The 17,659-nt window shown below is 73.0% G+C and carries 16 protein-coding genes; 8 read left to right on the top strand and 8 right to left on the bottom strand.

The window, feature by feature from the left end; genetic code table 11:
• Positions 1-112 precede the first annotated feature (112 nt).
• Complete coding sequence (locus tag ACSIH6_RS15450; RefSeq protein ID WP_150255041.1) at positions 113-655, bottom strand: GNAT family N-acetyltransferase; 543 nt, start codon at positions 653-655, stop codon at positions 113-115.
• Between the two features lie 284 nt (positions 656-939).
• Here ACSIH6_RS15450 and ACSIH6_RS15445 point away from each other — a divergent pair, with 284 nt between their 5' ends.
• A complete protein-coding gene (locus ACSIH6_RS15445) occupies positions 940-1,869 on the top strand; it encodes a LysR family transcriptional regulator (protein WP_435108985.1) in 930 nt (309 codons plus the stop codon).
• 58 nt (positions 1,870-1,927) lie between these two features.
• Here ACSIH6_RS15445 and ACSIH6_RS15440 read toward each other — a convergent pair whose 3' ends face one another.
• The gene (locus ACSIH6_RS15440; protein WP_435108984.1) at positions 1,928-2,839 is read right to left on the bottom strand and encodes a LysR family transcriptional regulator; all 912 of its coding nucleotides are present in this window, start codon (positions 2,837-2,839) and stop codon (positions 1,928-1,930) included.
• 71 nt (positions 2,840-2,910) lie between these two features.
• Between ACSIH6_RS15440 and ACSIH6_RS15435 the strand changes: the two genes are divergently transcribed.
• Positions 2,911-3,900 carry an EamA family transporter gene (locus ACSIH6_RS15435; protein WP_435108983.1) on the top strand — a complete coding sequence of 330 codons (990 nt, stop codon included), beginning with the start codon at positions 2,911-2,913 and terminating at the stop codon, positions 3,898-3,900.
• A 10-nt stretch (positions 3,901-3,910) separates the two neighbouring features.
• On the opposite strand, the gene ACSIH6_RS15430 is transcribed toward ACSIH6_RS15435, so the two are convergent.
• Both ACSIH6_RS15430 and ACSIH6_RS15425 read right to left on the bottom strand, forming a co-directional pair.
• The gene (locus tag ACSIH6_RS15430) at positions 3,911-4,231 is read right to left on the bottom strand and encodes a winged helix-turn-helix domain-containing protein (protein WP_435108982.1); all 321 of its coding nucleotides are present in this window, start codon (positions 4,229-4,231) and stop codon (positions 3,911-3,913) included.
• Positions 4,231-4,653 (bottom strand): hypothetical protein, encoded by a 423-nt coding sequence (locus ACSIH6_RS15425; RefSeq protein WP_435108981.1) that lies wholly within the window; start codon positions 4,651-4,653, stop codon positions 4,231-4,233. The genes ACSIH6_RS15430 and ACSIH6_RS15425 overlap by 1 nt, the downstream gene beginning before the upstream one ends.
• Before the next feature lie 189 nt (positions 4,654-4,842).
• On the opposite strand from ACSIH6_RS15425, the gene ACSIH6_RS15420 reads away from it, so the two are divergent.
• The 4 genes from ACSIH6_RS15420 (at position 4,843) to ACSIH6_RS15405 (ending at position 9,827) form a co-directional block, all read left to right on the top strand.
• Entirely contained in the window at positions 4,843-6,645 is a 1,803-nt protein-coding gene (locus ACSIH6_RS15420; RefSeq protein WP_435108980.1) for an NPP1 family protein, read from the top strand.
• Positions 6,646-6,703: 58 nt separating this feature from the next.
• Entirely contained in the window at positions 6,704-7,423 is a 720-nt protein-coding gene (locus tag ACSIH6_RS15415) for an alpha-ketoglutarate-dependent dioxygenase AlkB family protein (protein WP_435108979.1), read from the top strand.
• Positions 7,424-7,612: 189 nt separating this feature from the next.
• Positions 7,613-8,785, top strand: coding sequence for a magnesium and cobalt transport protein CorA (locus tag ACSIH6_RS15410; protein ID WP_435108978.1), 1,173 nt, complete (start codon positions 7,613-7,615; stop codon positions 8,783-8,785).
• A 22-nt stretch (positions 8,786-8,807) separates the two neighbouring features.
• A complete protein-coding gene (locus ACSIH6_RS15405) occupies positions 8,808-9,827 on the top strand; it encodes a methyltransferase (RefSeq protein ID WP_435108977.1) in 1,020 nt (339 codons plus the stop codon).
• A gap of 23 nt (positions 9,828-9,850) precedes the next feature.
• Here ACSIH6_RS15405 and ACSIH6_RS15400 read toward each other — a convergent pair whose 3' ends face one another.
• The gene (locus ACSIH6_RS15400) at positions 9,851-10,618 is read right to left on the bottom strand and encodes a DUF1266 domain-containing protein (RefSeq protein ID WP_435108976.1); all 768 of its coding nucleotides are present in this window, start codon (positions 10,616-10,618) and stop codon (positions 9,851-9,853) included.
• A 22-nt stretch (positions 10,619-10,640) separates the two neighbouring features.
• A complete protein-coding gene (locus ACSIH6_RS15395) occupies positions 10,641-12,206 on the bottom strand; it encodes a hypothetical protein (protein ID WP_435108975.1) in 1,566 nt (521 codons plus the stop codon).
• A 254-nt stretch (positions 12,207-12,460) separates the two neighbouring features.
• Here ACSIH6_RS15395 and ACSIH6_RS15390 point away from each other — a divergent pair, with 254 nt between their 5' ends.
• Positions 12,461-13,867: a GH1 family beta-glucosidase gene (locus ACSIH6_RS15390; RefSeq protein ID WP_435108974.1), complete on the top strand. Its 1,407-nt coding sequence runs from the start codon at positions 12,461-12,463 to the stop codon at positions 13,865-13,867.
• Positions 13,868-14,084: 217 nt separating this feature from the next.
• Entirely contained in the window at positions 14,085-14,663 is a 579-nt protein-coding gene (locus ACSIH6_RS15385) for a TetR/AcrR family transcriptional regulator (RefSeq protein ID WP_435109025.1), read from the top strand.
• Between the two features lie 25 nt (positions 14,664-14,688).
• Here ACSIH6_RS15385 and ACSIH6_RS15380 read toward each other — a convergent pair whose 3' ends face one another.
• Together ACSIH6_RS15380 and ACSIH6_RS15375 are read right to left on the bottom strand one after the other, a co-directional pair.
• On the bottom strand, positions 14,689-14,862 hold the full coding sequence (locus ACSIH6_RS15380) for a hypothetical protein (protein ID WP_435108973.1): 174 nt from the start codon (positions 14,860-14,862) through the stop codon (positions 14,689-14,691).
• A 272-nt stretch (positions 14,863-15,134) separates the two neighbouring features.
• Positions 15,135-16,979: a hypothetical protein gene (locus ACSIH6_RS15375; protein WP_435108971.1), complete on the bottom strand. Its 1,845-nt coding sequence runs from the start codon at positions 16,977-16,979 to the stop codon at positions 15,135-15,137.
• Between the last annotated feature and the right edge of the window lie 680 nt (positions 16,980-17,659).

The following is a 17,659-nucleotide window of genomic DNA, read 5'->3' as shown; positions in this document are numbered from 1 at the left end:
GCCCGCCCCTTGCGGGGCACCATCGCGGGACGCTCTACGCCAACCCCCTCGGGCTGACGCAAAACCCCCTTCCGGCCTCCGGGAGGTCGAAAGGGGGTTCCTCTTCCGGGCGCTAGTCGTGGGCGCCGAAGGCGTCCACGCGGCAGACCATCGTGGTAACGAAGGGCCGGAAGCCCTCCTCCTCCAGGAAGCGGATGTCCTCGGAGGCCGTGGCCAGCGCGGAGAACTCGATGTCGCGCACGCCCATGCCCGCGAGCTGGCGGCGCACCTCCTCCAGCAGCTTGGAGCCCACACCGCTTCCGGTGTACTCGGGATCGATGGCGAAGGTCTGCACCACCGCACCCCGCGCGCCGCGGTCCCAGCTGCCCTGGGCGTTGTCGCGGATGGTGACCATCGCGTACCCGGCGAGGTCGCCGTTGCTCTCGGCGAGGATCGCCAGGGTCTCGGGGTCGGCGAGCCAGGCCGTGTACTGGGCGCGGCGGCGCCTCCAGGACTCGTCCAGGCTCACAGGGCCGATGATGTCCGCCAGGTGCGGGGCCGTCAGGGTGTGCTGCTGGTGGAGGGCGCCCCACAGGTCCGCGAGTTCCTCCACCTCGTGAGCTCCCAGGTAGCGGAAGCTGAGCACACCGACGTCAGACTGTCGAGGTTTGGTCATCAGCGAATTTTGCATGTTTTTCTCACCCGTTTCACCAGCATTGGGTGCTGATCCCCCCGGGGCTGACCCGTGGTTGAGCTGTGGAACCGACTGTACGTGTCTGTATCGACCGGAACGTGCTCGACACGGAGAAAGAGGGGTCGGAGATTGCCAAAAGAGAAGAAGAACGGTTTTTTCTTTTGGTGGGGGGCTCGCTGACAGTGTGCATGGAATCACGCCCCTAACCTGTGCAACGCGTGCGAAACCACCCTGAAATCTGTACGTACTGCCATAAGTTGGAGGTCATGATCGACGTTCGGCGGCTACAGCTCCTCCAGGCACTCGACCACCACCACACGGTGGCGGCGACCGCGGAGGCGCTCAACGTCACCCCGTCGGCGGTCTCCCAGCAGCTTGCCGCCCTGGCCAAGGAGGCCGGGGTCCCCCTCGTCGAACGCAACGGTCGCCGTTTCCTGCTCACCGGGGCCGCCCGGGTCCTGCTCAAGCGCGCGCACGTCATCTTCGCGGAGATGGAGCGCGCCACCGCCGACCTGGCCGAGTACGCCGAGGGCGACCGCGGCGTCGTCCGCGTCGGCGCCTTCTCCACCGGAATCAGCGACCTCATCGCCCCGGCCCTGGCGCGCCTGCGCACGAGTCACCCGGACTGGTCCTTCGAGGTCGTCCAGGCCGACCCCGAGCACAGCGCCGAGATGGTGCGCTCGGGCCGCCTGGACATGGCCCTGACCATGTCCACCGGCCACCTGCCCGCCAGCGGCGACCCCGACTTTCGCGTCGACCCGGTCATGGTCGAACTGTTCGACGCGATCCTGCCCTACCAGCACCCGCTGGCCGCGCGCACCAGCCTCCACCTGGCCGAGGACCTCTCCGACGAGGACTGGATCCTGTCCGCGCCCGGCACCGCCTGGCACGAGTGCGTGTCCGGCGCCGCCCACCAGGTGGGCTTCCAGCCCCGCGTGGTGCACACCGTGGACGACTTCAGCGCCGTGTTCTCCCTGGTGCAGGCCGGGCTGGGCGTCGCCCTGATGCCGCGCCTGGCCTGGACGGGCCTGAGTACGCCGCGGATCGTGGTGCGGGGTGTGCGCGAGAGCGCGCGCCGGCACATCGTCGCCCTCTCCCGCGCCGGTTCCTCGCCCGAGCCCCTGCTCACCGCCATGCGCGAGGCCGCCAGCAAGGTTCCCGTGCCGTCGGTGGGGCCCTTCGCCATCGCGGGCTGAGGTCTCCGGCCCTGCCCGCGCCACCCGAGCCCCCTCGCTCCGTCCGCGGGCTCCGGCACTATCCGGCCACTCCGCCCAGCACGCTCGCGGCCGACTCCCGCAGGTACTCCGCCACCAGCCGGATGGGCTTCCACGCCCATCCGCCGGTGCGGCCCGCCAGGTAGACACGGCGGACTCCGCCGAGCTCGCCCAGGGGCGCGTGCGCCACCCCGCGCCGGGTCACCGCCGACAGCCGCGGCACCACGCCCACCCCCAGGCCCTCCGCCGCCAGCTCCTCGAACAGCTCCAGGTTGTCGATCCGGTGGACGATGCGCGGCGTGAACCCGGCCTCGGCGCACATGCGCTGCACCAGCGCCTCCTCGTCGCGCCGGTAGGGGCTGGCTATCCACGCCGCGTCCGTCAGCTCCCGCAGCCGCCGCCGGGTCAGGGCGCGGCTGTCGGCGCCCTCCGAGGGCTGGGCGAGCAGCAGGTCCTCGCTCCCGATCGGGTGCACCGTCAGTGTCCCCGGGAAATCCCGGGGAAGCAGGCTGTACTGGTACACCACCCCCAGGTCCGCCCGCCCGTCCTGGAGCAGTTCCAACGCGTGCTCGGACTCGTGCTCGGTCAGGTGGATGTCGATCCCGGGATGGTCGCGCCGCAGACGGCGCAGCGCGGGCAGCACCAGGGGCGCCGCTGTGGTGTACATCACCAGGTCGACGCGGCCGACCGGCTCGCCCTCGCCGTCGAACTCCGCCCGCGCCGCCTCCACCCGCGCCAGGATGCCCACCGCGTGCTCGGCCAGCCGCCGCCCGGCCGGGGTCAGGCGTACCCGCCGCCCGTCGGGTGCGATCAGCGGAACGCCCGCCTCCCGCTCCAGGACGGCGAAGTGCTTGGAGACCGCCGACGTGCTCATGCCCGTGACCTCGGACACCGCGGCCATCGTGCCCAGCCGCTCCAGTTCGACCAGCAGGCGCAACCGGGTGAAATCCATCCACCGAAACTACATGGTCCGTCAACCAATGGTCCGTGGACAGAAACGAACCCCGTCGATGCAATGGTCGAGTGATCCGCTCTCTCGTGCCCTCGCTCCGCCGTGCCCGCTTCGGGGTACCGGCGCCGTTCATGCTGCTCATCGGCATGTTCACCCTGCACACCGGCAGCGCGCTGGCCGTCACCGCCTTCGCCCAGGCCAGCCCCGCCACCGTCACCTGGCTCCGGCTGACCTGGGCCGCGCTCCTGCTGCTGGCCCTGGGCGGTCGCTCCCTGTGGCGGGCCGTACGCGCGGCGACGCGGCGCGAACTGGGCGCCGTGGTGATCCTGGGCACAGCGAGCGCGGGGATGATGCTGTTCTACTCCGAGGCCACGGCGCGGATCGAACTCGGCACCGCCACCTCCATCGAGTTCCTCGGCACCCTCGTGGTGGCCGTGGCCGCCATGCGCCGCCGCCGCGAACTCGTGTGGATCCTCGCCGCGGTCGCGGGCGTGCTCTGCCTGACCCGCCCCTGGCAGGGCGAGCTCGACCTGGTCGGGGTCGGCTTCGCCCTGGCCGGTGCGGTCTGCGTGGTGGGCTACATCGTGCTGACCCAGCGGGTGGGCGCCGGGTTCGGCGCCGTACACGGCCTGGCCCTGACCATGACCGTGGGAGCGGTGGTCAGCGCGCCACTGGGCGTCCCCGGCCTGGTCGCCGACTTCGACCTCGACCTGGTGCTGTTCACCCTGCTCATCGCGCTGCTGTTCCCGATGGTGCCCTTCCTGCTGGAGATGGTGGCCCTCCAGCGGATGAGCCGCACCGCCTACAGCACCTTCTCCAGTCTGGAACCGGCGGTCGCCCTGGTGATGGGCCTGGTGGTCATCGGCCAGGCGCCCGCCCTCGTGCAGGTCGCGGGCATGGCCCTGGTGGTGGTCGCGGGCGCGGGAGCGGCCCGGGGCGACGGCTCCCAGAGGCCCGCCGTGCCTGCCCCCGCCCGGGAGGAGGAGCCCGTGAGCACGCGGACTCCTCCGGAGACGGCACCGGCCGTCCAGGGCCAGGCGGTCCAGGGACGGGCGATCTGAGGAGACGGGGTCACTCGGGGTCGGGGACGTGGACGTACGCGCCCGAGGCGATGTCGCGCAGCGCCCGGACGTGCTGTTCGAAGGCGGCCCGCCCCTCAGCGGTCAGTGACAGGGAGGTGCGGGTGCGCCGCCCCACCGCGGCCTTGTGCACCTTCACGTAGCCCGCGTTCTCCAGCACCGTGACCTGCTTGGACAGGACCGAGTCGGAGACCTCGACGGTGTCGCGCACGAAGCGGAACTCCGCGCGGTCCACGGCGGCCAGCGCCGCCACGACCGAGAAGCGCACGGGGGAGTGGATCACCTCGTCCAGTCTGCTGCGGGGATGCTCCATCAGGCGCTCCTGCCTCCGCGAGTCGCCAGCCATCCCGCGACCAGCGGGGGGACCGCGCCCAGGGCGGCTCCGGAGACCCACCACACCGGGTCCCCGGGAAAGAAGCGGTTGCCGACGAACAGCGTCACGCCGTAGACGGTTCCCCAGCCGAGCATCGCCATGACGTGCAGCGGCCCGAACAGTCGCGGGGAGACCGGCTGGCGGGCCGCGAAGATCAGCAGAGCCGTCACGACGACGAAGAACCCCACGGTGGTCACGGCTATCGAGACCGGTGACGGGAACAGGCCGATCACCACGGTCAGGGCGAAGGTCGAAGCCGCGAACAGGGCCGAAAACAGCATGTACCACCCGCCTCGCGAGCGCACCCGCGTCCCCACCGTCTCCGCCCGCTCCAGCGCGTCCAGCGCCTCGTCCCTGTGCATGTCGTTCTCCGTTCGTTCAACCTGTTGCCAGCATGACACTCACTTTCCAAGTTGGCAAGTGGTTTCCTCGCTGGAACGCAGTACTGGGATGCGCGCGCCAGCCCCGTCCCACAAGCGACATCCGTCACTCGCGCCACTTCGCCGCACCGGTACGGAGCGTCTCCGGAATGCACTAGCTTGGTGCGAACCATGGCCGCGAAATCTGATCTCGAACTCCTCCGCGCCTACGAACCGGTGCTCATGTGCACCAAGGGGGAGCTCTTCTTCCCCACCGACGTGGACGCCTACGTACGCAACTGCAGCCTGTGGATCGAGGAGCCGGGCGGCGGCGAGAGCCGTCTCGTCCCGGCCGGGGAACTCACCCTCGACCGGCTCTCCCGGGCCGAGGAGGAGTGGCCCGGACGCCACAAGCACCTGCGCTTCGTCCAGGAGGAGACCCTGCGCGAGGAGGCCCGCCGCTACAAGGGCGTGGCCCGCACCGTCATCCCCAAGAGCGGCCGCCTGGCCGCCGTCGGAGTCCTGGGCCGGGTCCTGGACATCCTGATGAAGCTCTCCCTGCTCATCCGCGGGGCCGTCCCCGGCGGCCTCACCTTCGCCGCGGTGACCCGCTACCGCGAGCGCGTCGACAACGGCGGCGTCACCTACTACGGCCGCGTCACCCGCGAGGGCGGCTACACCATCCTCCAGTACTGGTTCTTCTACGCGATGAACGACTGGCGGACCATCTACGGCGGCGTCAACGACCACGAGGCCGACTGGGAACGCGTCACCGTCTACGTGGTGCAGAACCCCGACGGCACCACCCGCCCCGTCTGGGTGGGCGCCTCCTCGCACGAGTACCACGGCGACGACCTGCGCCGCAGCTGGGACGACCCCGACCTGCACCGGGACGGCGACCACCCCATCGTCTACGTCGGCGCGGGGTCGCACTCCCACCAGATGCTGCCCGGCGACTACCTCATCCAGGTCGACCCCTCCTTCCTACGCGGCCCCATGCGCGCCTGGCGGTGGATCACCCACCGCATCTTCCGGGCCGACAGCGCCCTGAACCGGCACGGCATCGGCGTCCCCTTCGTCGACTACGCCCGCGGCGACGGCATGCGTCTGGGCCCCGGCGGCGACCGCGAGTGGTCGGCCGTCCTCATCGACGACGACACCTCCTGGCTGACGGGGTTCCGCGGCCTGTGGGGACGCGACACCGGCGACTTCTTCGACGGCGAGCGCGCCCCCAGCGGCCCGCGCTACGAGCGCGACGGCACCATCCGCCGCTCCTGGGCCGACCCGCTGGCGTGGGTGGGCCTCCAGAAGGTCGCCCCCACCGAACCCGCCGCCCGCGCCGAGCTGCGCGCCCACGTGCGCGCCCTGGACGATCGGCTGCGTGCCCTGGACGCCGATGTCATCAGCCGCCGCGACCGCCTGCGCCAGCTCCACTCGGCCCGCATCGTCCTGGAGCGCGAGGCCCACTCACGGCCCCGCGCCCGCGAGTACGCCGAGCGCATCGCCGCCCTGGAGATGGAGCTGGGCGAGGTCTACGAGACCCGTGTGCTGACCGCCGACGAGCGCGACACCCACCTGCGCGCCCTGGCCGCGGACACGCCCCTGGTGCCCTCGCCCACCGGGCACCTCAAGGCCCCGCACCTGCCCTACTCCTCGGGGACGCAGCGCTCCACCCGCTTCCTGCACCTGTGGGTGGCCCTGAGCACCCCGCTCCTGCTGATCTCGCTCGCGCTGCCCATGTTCGTCCTGAACGGGCAGTACACCTTCTACGCGATGATCGGCGTGGTCGTGGTCTTCGCCGCCGTCGACTCCGTGGCCCGCCGCAAGTTCGTCCAGTACCTCATCGGGCTGGCGGTCATCGCGGTGGTCGTCGGGCTCGTCGTGGGGGTCGTGGCCGCGTTCGTGGTCAACTGGCGCATCGCCATCACCGTCCCCATCGCGGTGATCGTGGTGCTGCTGCTCGTGGTCAACGTCCGCGAACTCCTGCGCCGCTGACCCGCTCCGCCACTGCCCCGCGCTGGCGCCCACCGCCCGCGCGGGGCAGCATGTGTTCATGAGCGACGCGCTGTTCGACCGCCCGCCCGCGCAGGTGGCGCCCGGCGCCGTGCACGTGCCCGGGTGGCTGAGCCCCGAGGACCAGGCCGACCTGGTCCGGCGCTGCCGTGACTGGGCGCGCGGGCCCGCCGGGATGCGCCGCCACGCCATGCCGCGCGGCGGGGTGATGAGCGTGCGGACGGTCAGTCTGGGCTGGCACTGGAGCCCCGGCCCCAACCCCCACGCCGAGAGGCGGGGCGCGCGGGACCCCGGTCCCTCCCGGCGCCGGCAGTCCTACTCCTACGCACGTCTCCTGCCCGACGGCACACCCGTCCAGCCCTTCCCCGACCTGCTCGGCGACCTGGCTGCCCGGGCCGTGGAGGCCGCCTACGGCACGCCTCCCGGACCGGGCGCCGACCCCTACGACGTCGCCCTGGTCAACTTCTACGACGCCGACGCGCGCATGGGCATGCACCAGGACCGCGACGAGCTCTCCCGCGAACCCGTGGTCTCCCTCAGCCTCGGCGACACCTGCGTGTTCCGCTTCGGCAACACCGAGACCCGCACCCGGCCCCACACCGACGTCGAACTGCGCAGCGGGGACCTGTTCGTCTTCGGCGGCCCCTCCCGCATGGCCTACCACGGCGTCCCCCGCACCCGGCCCGGCACCGCGCCGCCCGGCCTGGGCCTGGACGGGCGGCTCAACATCACGGTCCGCGCCTCGGGGCTGCGCGGCTGAGGCCCCCCTCCGGAGCCCGGCACGAGCGCCGCGTCCGTGCCCCGGCCCGCCCCGCGCCCGCCGCGTGCAGGACGTCCCGGCCGACTGCCCCGCCCCGTTCGGGGCAGTCCCTCCAGGGAGCGCCTCCCCACCGGTCCGGTGCCGATGGGCAGGCGCGCCGTCCGACCACGCACAGGAGGGGCACAGCAGATGAGCGACTCCGCGCCGGAACGCATCATGGACCTGGGCCGCGGGCGGGCCGCGCTGCCCGACCGCGGCTCGCCCGGCCCGGTCCGCGCGCTCCTCTACCGCGACGGGCACCGCGAGCGCGAGGCCGACACCGTCGCCGAGGCCAGCAGCGCCGCCGAGCGCGACCCCGGCCTCATGGCCTGGGTCAGCATGACCGCCCCCGACCGCGACCAGCTCACCGAGGTCGCCCGCCTCTTCGGCCTGCCCTCCCTTGCACTGGAGGACGCCATCGTCGCCCACCAGCGCCCCAAGGCCGAGGTCTACCGGGGCGTGCTCTTCCTCGTGCTGCGCCCGGCTCGCTACGACACCGCACGCGAGTCGGTCGAGGTCGACGAGATCCACCTCTTCGCCGGGCGGGACTTCGTGGTCACCATCGGCCACACCGAGCAGGTGGACTTCGAGAGCGTCCGCGACTTCCTGGAGGCCGATCCCCGCGCCCTGGCGCACGGCACCCTGGCCGTGGTCCACGCCGTCCTGGACCTGGTCGTGGACGGCTACGCCCCCGTCGTCTCCGAACTCCAGGACGACATCGACGAGGTGGAGAACCAGGTCTTCGGCGGCGACTCCCGGGCCTCACGGCGCACCTACCGCCTCGCCCGCGAGGTCATCCTGCTCTCGCGCGCCGTGGAACCCCTCGGGGGCGTCCTGGACAGGCTCATGGGGCCGCTGGTCCACGACCCCGAACGCCCCGGGCCCCCGGACCCGCAGCCGTTCGCGGACGCCCTCGTCGAACCGGAGGGGGCCCGTTCCCCGACGCGCCGCCAGGGCTTCGCCTCCGCCGACCCCTTCCGCATCCCCGCCGAACGGCGCGGCGAGCTGCACCACCGCCTGCGCGACGTCGCCGACCACGTCGCCGCCGTGCGCGAGCGTGTGGACGGCTTCCGCCAGCTGTTGCAGAACATCATGTCGGTCAACAGCGCCCTCATCGACCAGGCGCAGAACGAGGCGATGAAGAAGGTCTCCTCCTGGGGCGGCATCCTGGTCGTGCCCACCCTCATCTCCTCCGTCTACGGCATGAACATCTCCCCGGGCGGCGACTACCACTGGGCGTTCAGCTGGCCGCTGGCCCTGGCCCTCATGGCGCTGACGAGCCTGAGCCTCTACGTTGTCTTCCGTCGCAACGGTTGGCTCTGAGAGTCTGTTGACGGAGGTGGGGATGACGGGGGACGGATCCGCCGAGCGCGAGGTGCTGCGGCTCATGACCGGGCCGTGGGCGGCCCGGGCGGTGGCCACCGCGGTCGAACTGGGCGTGCTCGACCGCCTCGCCGGGGGCGCCGCCGACGCCGCGGCCCTGGCAGGTGAACTGGACCTGCACCCCGACCGGCTGGGGCGCCTGCTGCGCCTGCTCGCGGCCGTGGGGGTCGTGGAGCGCCGCGACGGGCGCTACCGGCCCACGGAGGTCGGGGCCGCCCTGCACCGGGACCACCCCTCGGGCATGGCCGACCTGGCGCTGCTCTACGACAGCGAGATGTTCACCGCCGCGTGGGCGCGCCTGGGCGAGAGCGTGCGCACCGGCGGCACCGCCTTCGAGGCCGCCCACGGCACCGACGTGTTCACCCACCTGGAGCGCCACCCCGAGGACGCGGCGCGCTACACGGCCGGGATGGCCGCGGGCGGCCGGTTCTCCACCGCCGTCCCCGACGTCCACGACTTCACCGGAGTCCGCACGGTCGTCGACCTCGGGGGAGGGGACGGCGAGCTCCTGGCCACCGTCCTGGCCCGCGCGCCGCACGCGCGCGGGGTGCTCGTGGAGCGCCCGCCCGCGCTGGCCGCCGCCCGCGCCCGCCTCGGCGCGTTCGTCGAGGCCGGGCGGTGCGAGCTGGTGGAGGGCGACTTCCTCCGGGGCGTGCCCCGGGGCGCCGATGTCTACCTGCTCAGCCGGGTCCTGCACAACTGGTCCGACGAGGACGCCCGCACCGTGCTGCGCCACTGCCGCGAGGCGATGGCCCCCGACGGGCTCGTGCTGATCGCCGAGCGCGTCCTGCCCGACGACGGCCTGCCCTGGCTGTCGCTGGTCCTGGACATGCAGATGATGGTGATGACCACCGGGGCCGAGCGCACCGAGCGCGAGTACGAGGCGCTGCTGCGCCCGGCCGGGCTGACCACCCGGGGGATCAGCGAGCTGCCGTTGGAGATGCGGCTGCTCGTGGCCGGGCCGGTGCGGGAGAGCGGCTGAGAGCCGCCACCCCCGCCCGTCCCTCACATGCGCCAGGGAAGGTGGAGCCACGGGCTCCGCGGGTCCTTGGCCAGCACCGCGTGCGCCCGCACCGAGTCGGTGTAGTACGGGCCGAACGAGCCCTCGTCGAAGGCCATCGCCCGCCCCAGCACGAAACCGGCGGACATCTCCTGCCACGACCCGTGGTAGCGCATGGACTGCCCGCCCGCCCGCAGGATGTGCGCGTGCGCCGTGCGTTCGTCGGCGTACCCGGCGTTGACGCCCCACCGCGCGAGGTTGACCGCGCGTCCGAAGTCGTAGGCGCGCGCCGTGCGCACCGGTGTGCCCGGGGGCAGCACCCCGTCCCGCACCATGCGCTCCTCGTACTCCCAGACCTGCGCGGCCGCGGCCACGAGCTCCTCGTACAGACCGGGGGCGGCGCCCTGCTCCCGGCACCAGCGCGTGATCAGGTCCGGCCAGGTGCTCGGGTCGAAGGCCCAGCCGGGGGTCAGCGCCATGTTCCAGGCGCGCAGGTCCAGCACGATCGACAGCGCCGTCGCGGGGCGCGCGTCGTCGGTCAGGCCGCGCAGCGCCCGGTCCCACCCCGCGTGGTCGGTGACGCCCCAGGAGTCGCGGAGCTTGTCCCGCTCGTCCTGGGCGTCGCAGCACGAGCACGAGGAGTGCACCGCGTTCCACACCCCGCCGTTGGCCGTGGGCATGTGCGCGCCGGAGGCCAGCGCGTGCGCCATCGGACCCTGGAAGAATCCCTGCGGGTCGCTGCGGAGCCTGGTCCGCGCGGAGAACAGTCCCATGTCCCCTGGTGTCCTTCTTCTCTCAGGTGCTGAGCAGGCGGTCGATCCGTCCCGCCTCGTGTCTGGCCGTGACGGCGTGCTCCTCGGAGGCCAGCAGCGACTCACGCCACTTCTCGGCGGCCTCGGCGATGTGGGCGTCCAACCGCCGGACGGTCGCCTCGGCGGTGTCGCGGGCCTCGGCGCGCCTGGTCTGGTCGACCATCAGCGCGATCCCGGCGCCCACCGCGGTGGCCACGCACAGGAACCAGACCAGGCCGTTGGCCGAAGTCAGTCCCAGCACCGCCAGCAGACCGGTCATGGCGAGGAGGCCCCACGCGTAGGTCCGGGCGGAGCCGGTGTCGCGCCAGCGCTCGCGCAGCTGGGTGCGGGCGCGTTCCAGCTCACGGGGTTCGGCGCCGTGGGAGGAGAGCGTCACCCGCACGCCCTGCACCTGGAGGGTCGTGGAGTCCTCCACCGGCGCGGCGGCCTCGCGCACCAGCTCCTCGGCGCGCTCCATCACGGTCGGGCGCTGTAGGGCCAGGGCGAAGGTGCGGCGGTGGGGCGGTGCGTCCTGGCGGACCAGGTCGTCGCCGAGCAGGGAGGCGACGGTGCCCACGGGGTCGGTCCACCGCTGCGGTGGCCCGCCCTCACCGCTGCTCTCGATGACCGCGCGCAGTTCACGGGCACGGGCCAGCAGCGGGGCCTCCTCGGGGCTGCCCTCCTCCACGAGCAGGCGCAGGGTGTCGTTGAGGAACGCGGCGCTGACCTCGTCGGGGGCGAGCGCGGCGGGGGAGGCGTCCTCGCCGTCGAGCGCGACGACGCGGGCGACGCCCTCGCGCAGCGCGGTGATCCGCCGCGCGGCCTCGGCGCGCTCGACGAGCCCTCCGGCCTTCTTCCCACGGGGGGCCGGGGAGGGGGAGGCGCCGGAGGCGTCCGCCGTCAGGGCGGACAGGCCCGCGGAGGCCGGGACGCCGACCCGCTCCTCGGACCAGGCGCGCAGCGTGGACAGCAGCAGGTGCTGGCGGGCGTCGTCGCCGAAGGAGCCGTCGGCGGTGAGCAGCCACAGGGCGCGCTGGCCCCGGGTCACCTCCTCGGTGGGGGAGGGCAGGCGGGGGAGCAGGTCGGCGGTCGCGGCGGCGTCCATGGCGCGGGCGTGGTCGGCACTGGTCAGGGCGGTGGCCAGCGCCGCGAAGTGGCCCGCGCGCGTCGCGTCGCGCCGGGCGGCCTCGTCGAAGCGGACGCGGGCGGCGGCCGCGTCGCCCTCCAGCAGGGCGTGCAGACCGAGGGCGGCCGGGACCAGCCAGTAGTCGGGGACGTCCTCCAGGTCGGGGTGGGCGACGGGCACGCCGTCCAGCATCTGGAGGGTGCGGTGGCGGGCCAGAGCGGCTCCGTCGAACATCGCCAGGACGGCGCGCACGTCGCTGAGTTCGATGAAGGCGTCCAGGGAGGCCGAGACGCGGTCCAGCCTCTGTTCGAGGGTGCCCCGGACGTGGGACAGCTCCGAGCGCATCCTGCGGCGTTCGGTGGCCATCTGGTAGTGGGCCGAGCCGAGACTCTCCTCCAGTTCCCGGATCTTCCGGTTCTGGGAGTAGTCGATCCAGTCGCTCATGGGGTCCTTTCTCGCGCGGGGGAGGCGGGGGTCGGCGGGGGAGGGGCGCGCCGTGCAGTGTGACGATACGGGAGGCCGTCCGGCTTGCGTGACGTCCCTGTGCCGCGGGCGGAACCGGGAGCGGACGGAGGCGGCGGGAGGACGTTCCGCACCGGTGTTCCACGTGCTCAGGGTGTTTGTTCGACTACTTAAGGATGATTGGTGTCGGAGGTCACCTTCGGTAGGATTGGGAGCGCTCCCAGGAAAGGAACGCCATGGAAGAGCCCACACTGCCCGCCAGCCTCCTCTTCGGCACCGCCACCGCCGCCTACCAGATCGAGGGCGGCGTACACGAGGGCGGACGGGGTCCCTCCATCTGGGACACCTACTGCCGGGTCCCGGGGCGCGTCGCCCGCGGCGAGAGCGGCGACGTCGCCTGCGACCACTACCACCGCTACGGCGAGGACGTCGCCCTGCTCGCCGACCTGGGCGTGGACCTGTACCGCTTCTCCGTGGCCTGGCCGCGCGTGCAGCCCACGGGCAAGGGCCGCCCCAACCCCGAGGGACTGGCCTTCTACGACCGCCTCGTGGACACCATCCTGGGCGCGGGGATCGAGCCCGCCCTGACCCTCTACCACTGGGACCTGCCCCAGGCGCTGGAGGACGAGGGCGGCTGGCGGGTCCGCGACACCGCCTACCGCTTCGCGGAGTACTCCCGCATCGTCGCCGACCGCCTCGGCGACCGGGTTAACCGGTGGATCACCCTCAACGAACCCTTCTGCTCGGCCTTCGTCGGCCACGCCGTCGGCCGCCACGCCCCCGGCACCAGGGAGGGCACGCCCGCCCTGGCCGCCGCGCACCACCTGCTGCTCGCCCACGGCATGGCCACCGGCGAACTGCGCGCGGCCGCCGCCGGGGAGGTCGGCATCACCCTCAACCCCGACCACTTCCTGCCCGCCACCGACTCCGAGGCCGACCGCGCCGCCGTGGAGCGGGCCCGCACCCTGCACAACCGCGTGTGGTTCGACCCCATCTTCGCCGGGACCTACCCCGACAACGAGGACGAGGTCTGGGAGGGGATGGCCGACGACTCCTACCGCGCCGACGGCGACCTGAAGATCATCGGCCAGCCGCTGGACTTCCTCGGCGTCAACTTCTACCGGCCGATCATGCTGCGCGACGCCCCCCACAGCGAGGCGGACCCGGCCGCGCGCACCGCCGTGGACATCCGCACCGAACAGGTGCAGGTCGAGGGCGTGCGGCACACGACCATGGGCTGGCCGGTGGTCCCGGCCACCTTCGCGGACCTGCTCATCGACCTGGACCGGCGCTACCCGAACCTGCCGCCCATCTTCATCACCGAGAACGGCTCGGCCGAGGACGACCAGCCCGACGAGACCGGCCGGGTGCGCGACACGGGCCGCATCGAGTACCTGCGCGACCACCTGGACGCCCTGGCCACGGCCATCGACGCGGGGGTGGACGTGCGCGGCTACTTCGTGTGGTCGCTGCTGGACAACTTCGAGTGGGCCTACGGCTACGACCGCCGCTTCGGGCTGGTCCGCGTCGACTACGAGCGCCTGGAGCGCCACCCCAAGGACAGTTACCACTGGTACCGCGACTTCCTGACCTCGCACCGCGCCCGCAGGGTCCAGGAGCTCGCCACCCAGTGGGAGGGTTAGCCGACCTCCGGCGCCTTCGCGCGGGGGAGGGGCGCGCCACCGCGGTGGTGCGCCCCTCCCCCAACGCCGTGTTGGAGAAAGTCTCCCCGGTGCGGCAAGCTGGGGGGAGTTCGGTCGACGAGGGCTGTGGGGACAGATGGCGGAACAGGGATCGGGCACGGCGGCGCCGAGGGAGGCGGGGCAGGGCACGAGCGGCAGCCTGCGCGCCGCACAGCGCATGCTCCAGTTGCAGAGCAGCCTGGTCGACCTGCTGCGCGCCAAGCCCTTCAGCCAGATCACCTACAAGGAGATCACCGAGGGCGTGGACATCGACCGCTCCACCGTCTACCGGTACTACAACCACAAGAACCAGGTGCTCCAGGCCGCAGTGGACGTGCGGCTGACCGCGTTCGCCTCCCGGCTCGACCTCACCTTCGGCCGCATGGAGACCATCGACGGCTACATGGGCCGCGTCGTGGACGCCTGGGTGGGGCTGTGGCTGGAGTCGGGCGGGCTGCTCGCAGCCGCCTCCGGCCTGGGCTCCGAGCCCGGTCCGCAGCGCGACTGGTGGCGTGAGCGCACCGAACCGTGGGTGGAGGCCGTGCGCGAGGCGGTGGAGATCGCCCGCTTCGTGGAGGAGCTGCCCAAGGACGGCCGCCCCGCGCGCCCGCTCGCCGAGATGGTGGTGGGCCTGTGCCTGTCCACGTTCAACAACGAGCTGACCGTGGCGCACACCGCGGAGCACCGCGCGATGGTCCGGGATCTGCTCCTGGACGCCGTGCTGCGCACCATGGGCCGCACGGAGACCGCCCGGTAGCGGGTTCCGGCTGAGGCGCCCGCGTTCAGGCGTGCTGGCGGGCGATGGCGCCGAACGCCCCCACGACCGCGCCGAGCGCGAACATCGACGCCTCGTCCTCGTCCATGTGGACCAGGCCCGCGGGGACGAGCACGCGGTAGGGCTTGGTCTCGCCCGGCAGGATCTCCAGGCCGTCGATGATCCCCTGTCCCTCCAGCATCAGAAGGGCTTCCTCGACCCTTCCGGTACGGTCACCACGGGACCAGATCGACATAGGTCACACCTCACTACGGCCGGGGCCGGGCAGTCCACTGTTCCCAGGGCCGAGAAACCCGGCCCTGTCGCGCTTCGGTAGTCGGCTCCGGTCTGCGCGGGGAATCCAGACCAGTGATACCACCGGGCGGCCCGGGGTATCCCGGCGCCCGCTCACACACGTGCTGGCCGGAACCGGCCACCGTCGCGCGGTGTCGGATCCCCCGGGCCCGGAGCGGCTCAGCGGGCGAGCACGGTCATCTCCTCCCCGCGCACGTCCACGGCGACGAGCCCGACCTCCTCGGCGGGCGGCTCCCCGCCCTCGGGCCCCTCGACGGCGATGGCCTCGCCGCCCTCCGCGCTGCCGCTGGCGCCGCCCTCCGCGCTGATCCGGTCCGCCTCCCGGGAGGCCGCCGCCAGGTAGTGCCACCGACCGTCCTCAGCCTGCCACCACGTGCCCGCCGCCACCTGGCGGTCGAGGTTGCTGCACTCCCAGCCGCCCGCGCGCTCGCCCGCGACCACGGTGTCGGTGCCCCCGTCGGTGTCGGCCACCAGCACCGTGCGGGCCAGGCCGCCGCCGTCGTGGGCCCCGTAGCGCACGCACACCCACCGGCCGGTGCCGCCGCCGGGCAGTTCCTGGCGGGCGAACTCCCAGGCCGTGGCCGTACGGACCGGTTCGGCGGGCGGTTCCCCGGCGCAGGCCGCCAGCCCCCACAGTCCGAAGCCGCTGTCGGCGTCGAGCACCTCGTGCGGGCCCAGGCGGCGGATCTCACCGGGCGGGGGCGGCATGTAGCCCAGGTGGGCGGTGTCCAGGCCGCCCAGGTCGATCGCGGTGTAGGGCTGCCCGTGCGCCACCTCCGGCGCGCGCAGACGCAGCGCCGGTCCCACGCCGCAGTGCTCCCCGGTCCTCACGGGCCCGGTCACGCCGTCCTCGTGCGCCAGGTCCGTCCAGTCCGCATCCTGCTCGCCCAGCGGGGCGGAGGCGGCCTCGGTCACCCACGGAGGCAGCAGGTAGCGGGTGCCCTCACCGGTGTCGGCCAGGCGCAGGGCGGGCCAGTTCGCCACCCCGTTGCCGGGTTCGGCGAACACCTCCACCCGCTCGTCCGAGCCGTCGTCGGTGTAGCGCGCCACCCACGGGGCGTCGTGCAGGAGCACCACCTCGTGCCCGGCCACGTCGCCCGCGAACACCAGGCGGGGCGCGCGCGGCGCCGGGACCGCGGCGCCGCCTCCGGCCCGCGCTCCGACCCCCGCCGCCGCGCCCCCGTCGGCGGCGCCGCCTCTGACCCGTGCTCCGCCTTCCGTGCCTCCGTCGGCACCGCCCTCGGCGCTGTGCGCCGACCACACGCGCAGGGCCCGCCGGACCAGCTGTTCGTCGCCGACCGCGTCGCCCCGAGGGTGCCAGGCGGTCAGGTCCAGCCGGAAGCGCTCGCGCCAGACCTCCTGCTCGGGGGCGTCGGCCAGGGCCACCGTCGCCGGGCCAGGGGAGAGCACGGGCGCGAACGTCCGTGCGGTGCCCAGGGACAGCGCGACCAGGGCCAGCCCGGCCAGGACCGCGACGGCGGCCAGCGCGCGCCGCTCCACGAGCGGGCCCCGGCCGCTGACCCGGACGACGGTGGGGTCGGGGAGCTGGTGCCCGCCCCCCGCCTCCAGGGCCCGCTCCACGGCGCCGGACGCGTCGCGCACGCCGACCGAGGACAGCAGGGCGGCGGCCCCCTCGGCGGACAGGCCCTCCACCCGCAGCAGCCCGTAGGCCGCCCGCGCCCGCGCGTCCAGACCGTCCAGCCCCTCCAGGAGCCGGGCCTCGCCGCCCGCGCCGTCCACGGGGGACAGGCGCAGCCCCGCCGCGCCGCCTCTGAGGTGCCACCTGCGCGGGCTGAGGGAGCGGCGCAGCACACGGCGGCGCACCCGCGGGTAGGCGTGGGGGCGCGGGTGGCGCCGCCCGCGCGGCAGGGCTCCGGTGACCAGCCGGTGCGCGTGTTCGAGCAGGCCGTGCGCGGGGCGGCCGCCGGACAGGGCCAGCAGGGACAGCAGCACCAGGTTCCGGTAGGGGTGCCGGGGGGCGTCGGACTCGGGCAGGGCGGGCATCAGGACTCCTCGGGGCGGTTCCGAGCGAGCCTAGGGACGCCGGGACCGCCGCACCCGGGAAACGCCGAAACCCGCCACCTATGCCCCAAAAGTCCCGTGTAACAGGCGTTTCCCGGATGGCGTCCGTCCGGGTGGGTGCTGCCCAGGGGCCATGATCCGTCGAACCGAACAAGCGCTGGCCCGAGCTTGCACACCTTGGCGCCCTTTGTGTAACGGGTGCTCTTCGCCATTTCAGGGGAACGAGCGTCTGGTCAGATCAGAAGACTTCCGATTCACCTTCATGCGAATCTCGGGTGTAGGGGTGGTTTTCGTCTCTTGTCTACGTTGCTGCCGTGCGACTGCGTCCTGGGGTTCGTTCAATATGCAACCACTTCCGCGTGAGGAAACCTGGACAGCCAGGTTGCCCTGTCGTAAGACACCGCGGACTGGCAGACGACTTTCGAACACCATCCCAAGCGGTAACTCTCTCTTTTTCCGGTATGCCGGAATCAGGGCGCCCGACAGGATGTTCATGTCCGGACTCGACCTTGGTCTTTTGTTCGAAGGTCCTGGTCCTTTCTTGCGCTCCTCTCGCATCAGGTCGCCGTCGGCTCGAGGAAAAATAAGAACCGTTGGGTTTAGAGCGGAGTACGAGCACGACTGCATCGTGGCCGGAACCACGCCGACGTACGCGTGGGTCA

The organism is Nocardiopsis synnemataformans, assembly GCF_965343085.1.
GTDB classification, from domain to species: domain Bacteria; phylum Actinomycetota; class Actinomycetes; order Streptosporangiales; family Streptosporangiaceae; genus Nocardiopsis; species Nocardiopsis alborubida.
The sequence above is the reverse complement of the archived record's forward strand: the minus strand, read 5'-3'. Positions and strand labels throughout refer to the sequence as shown.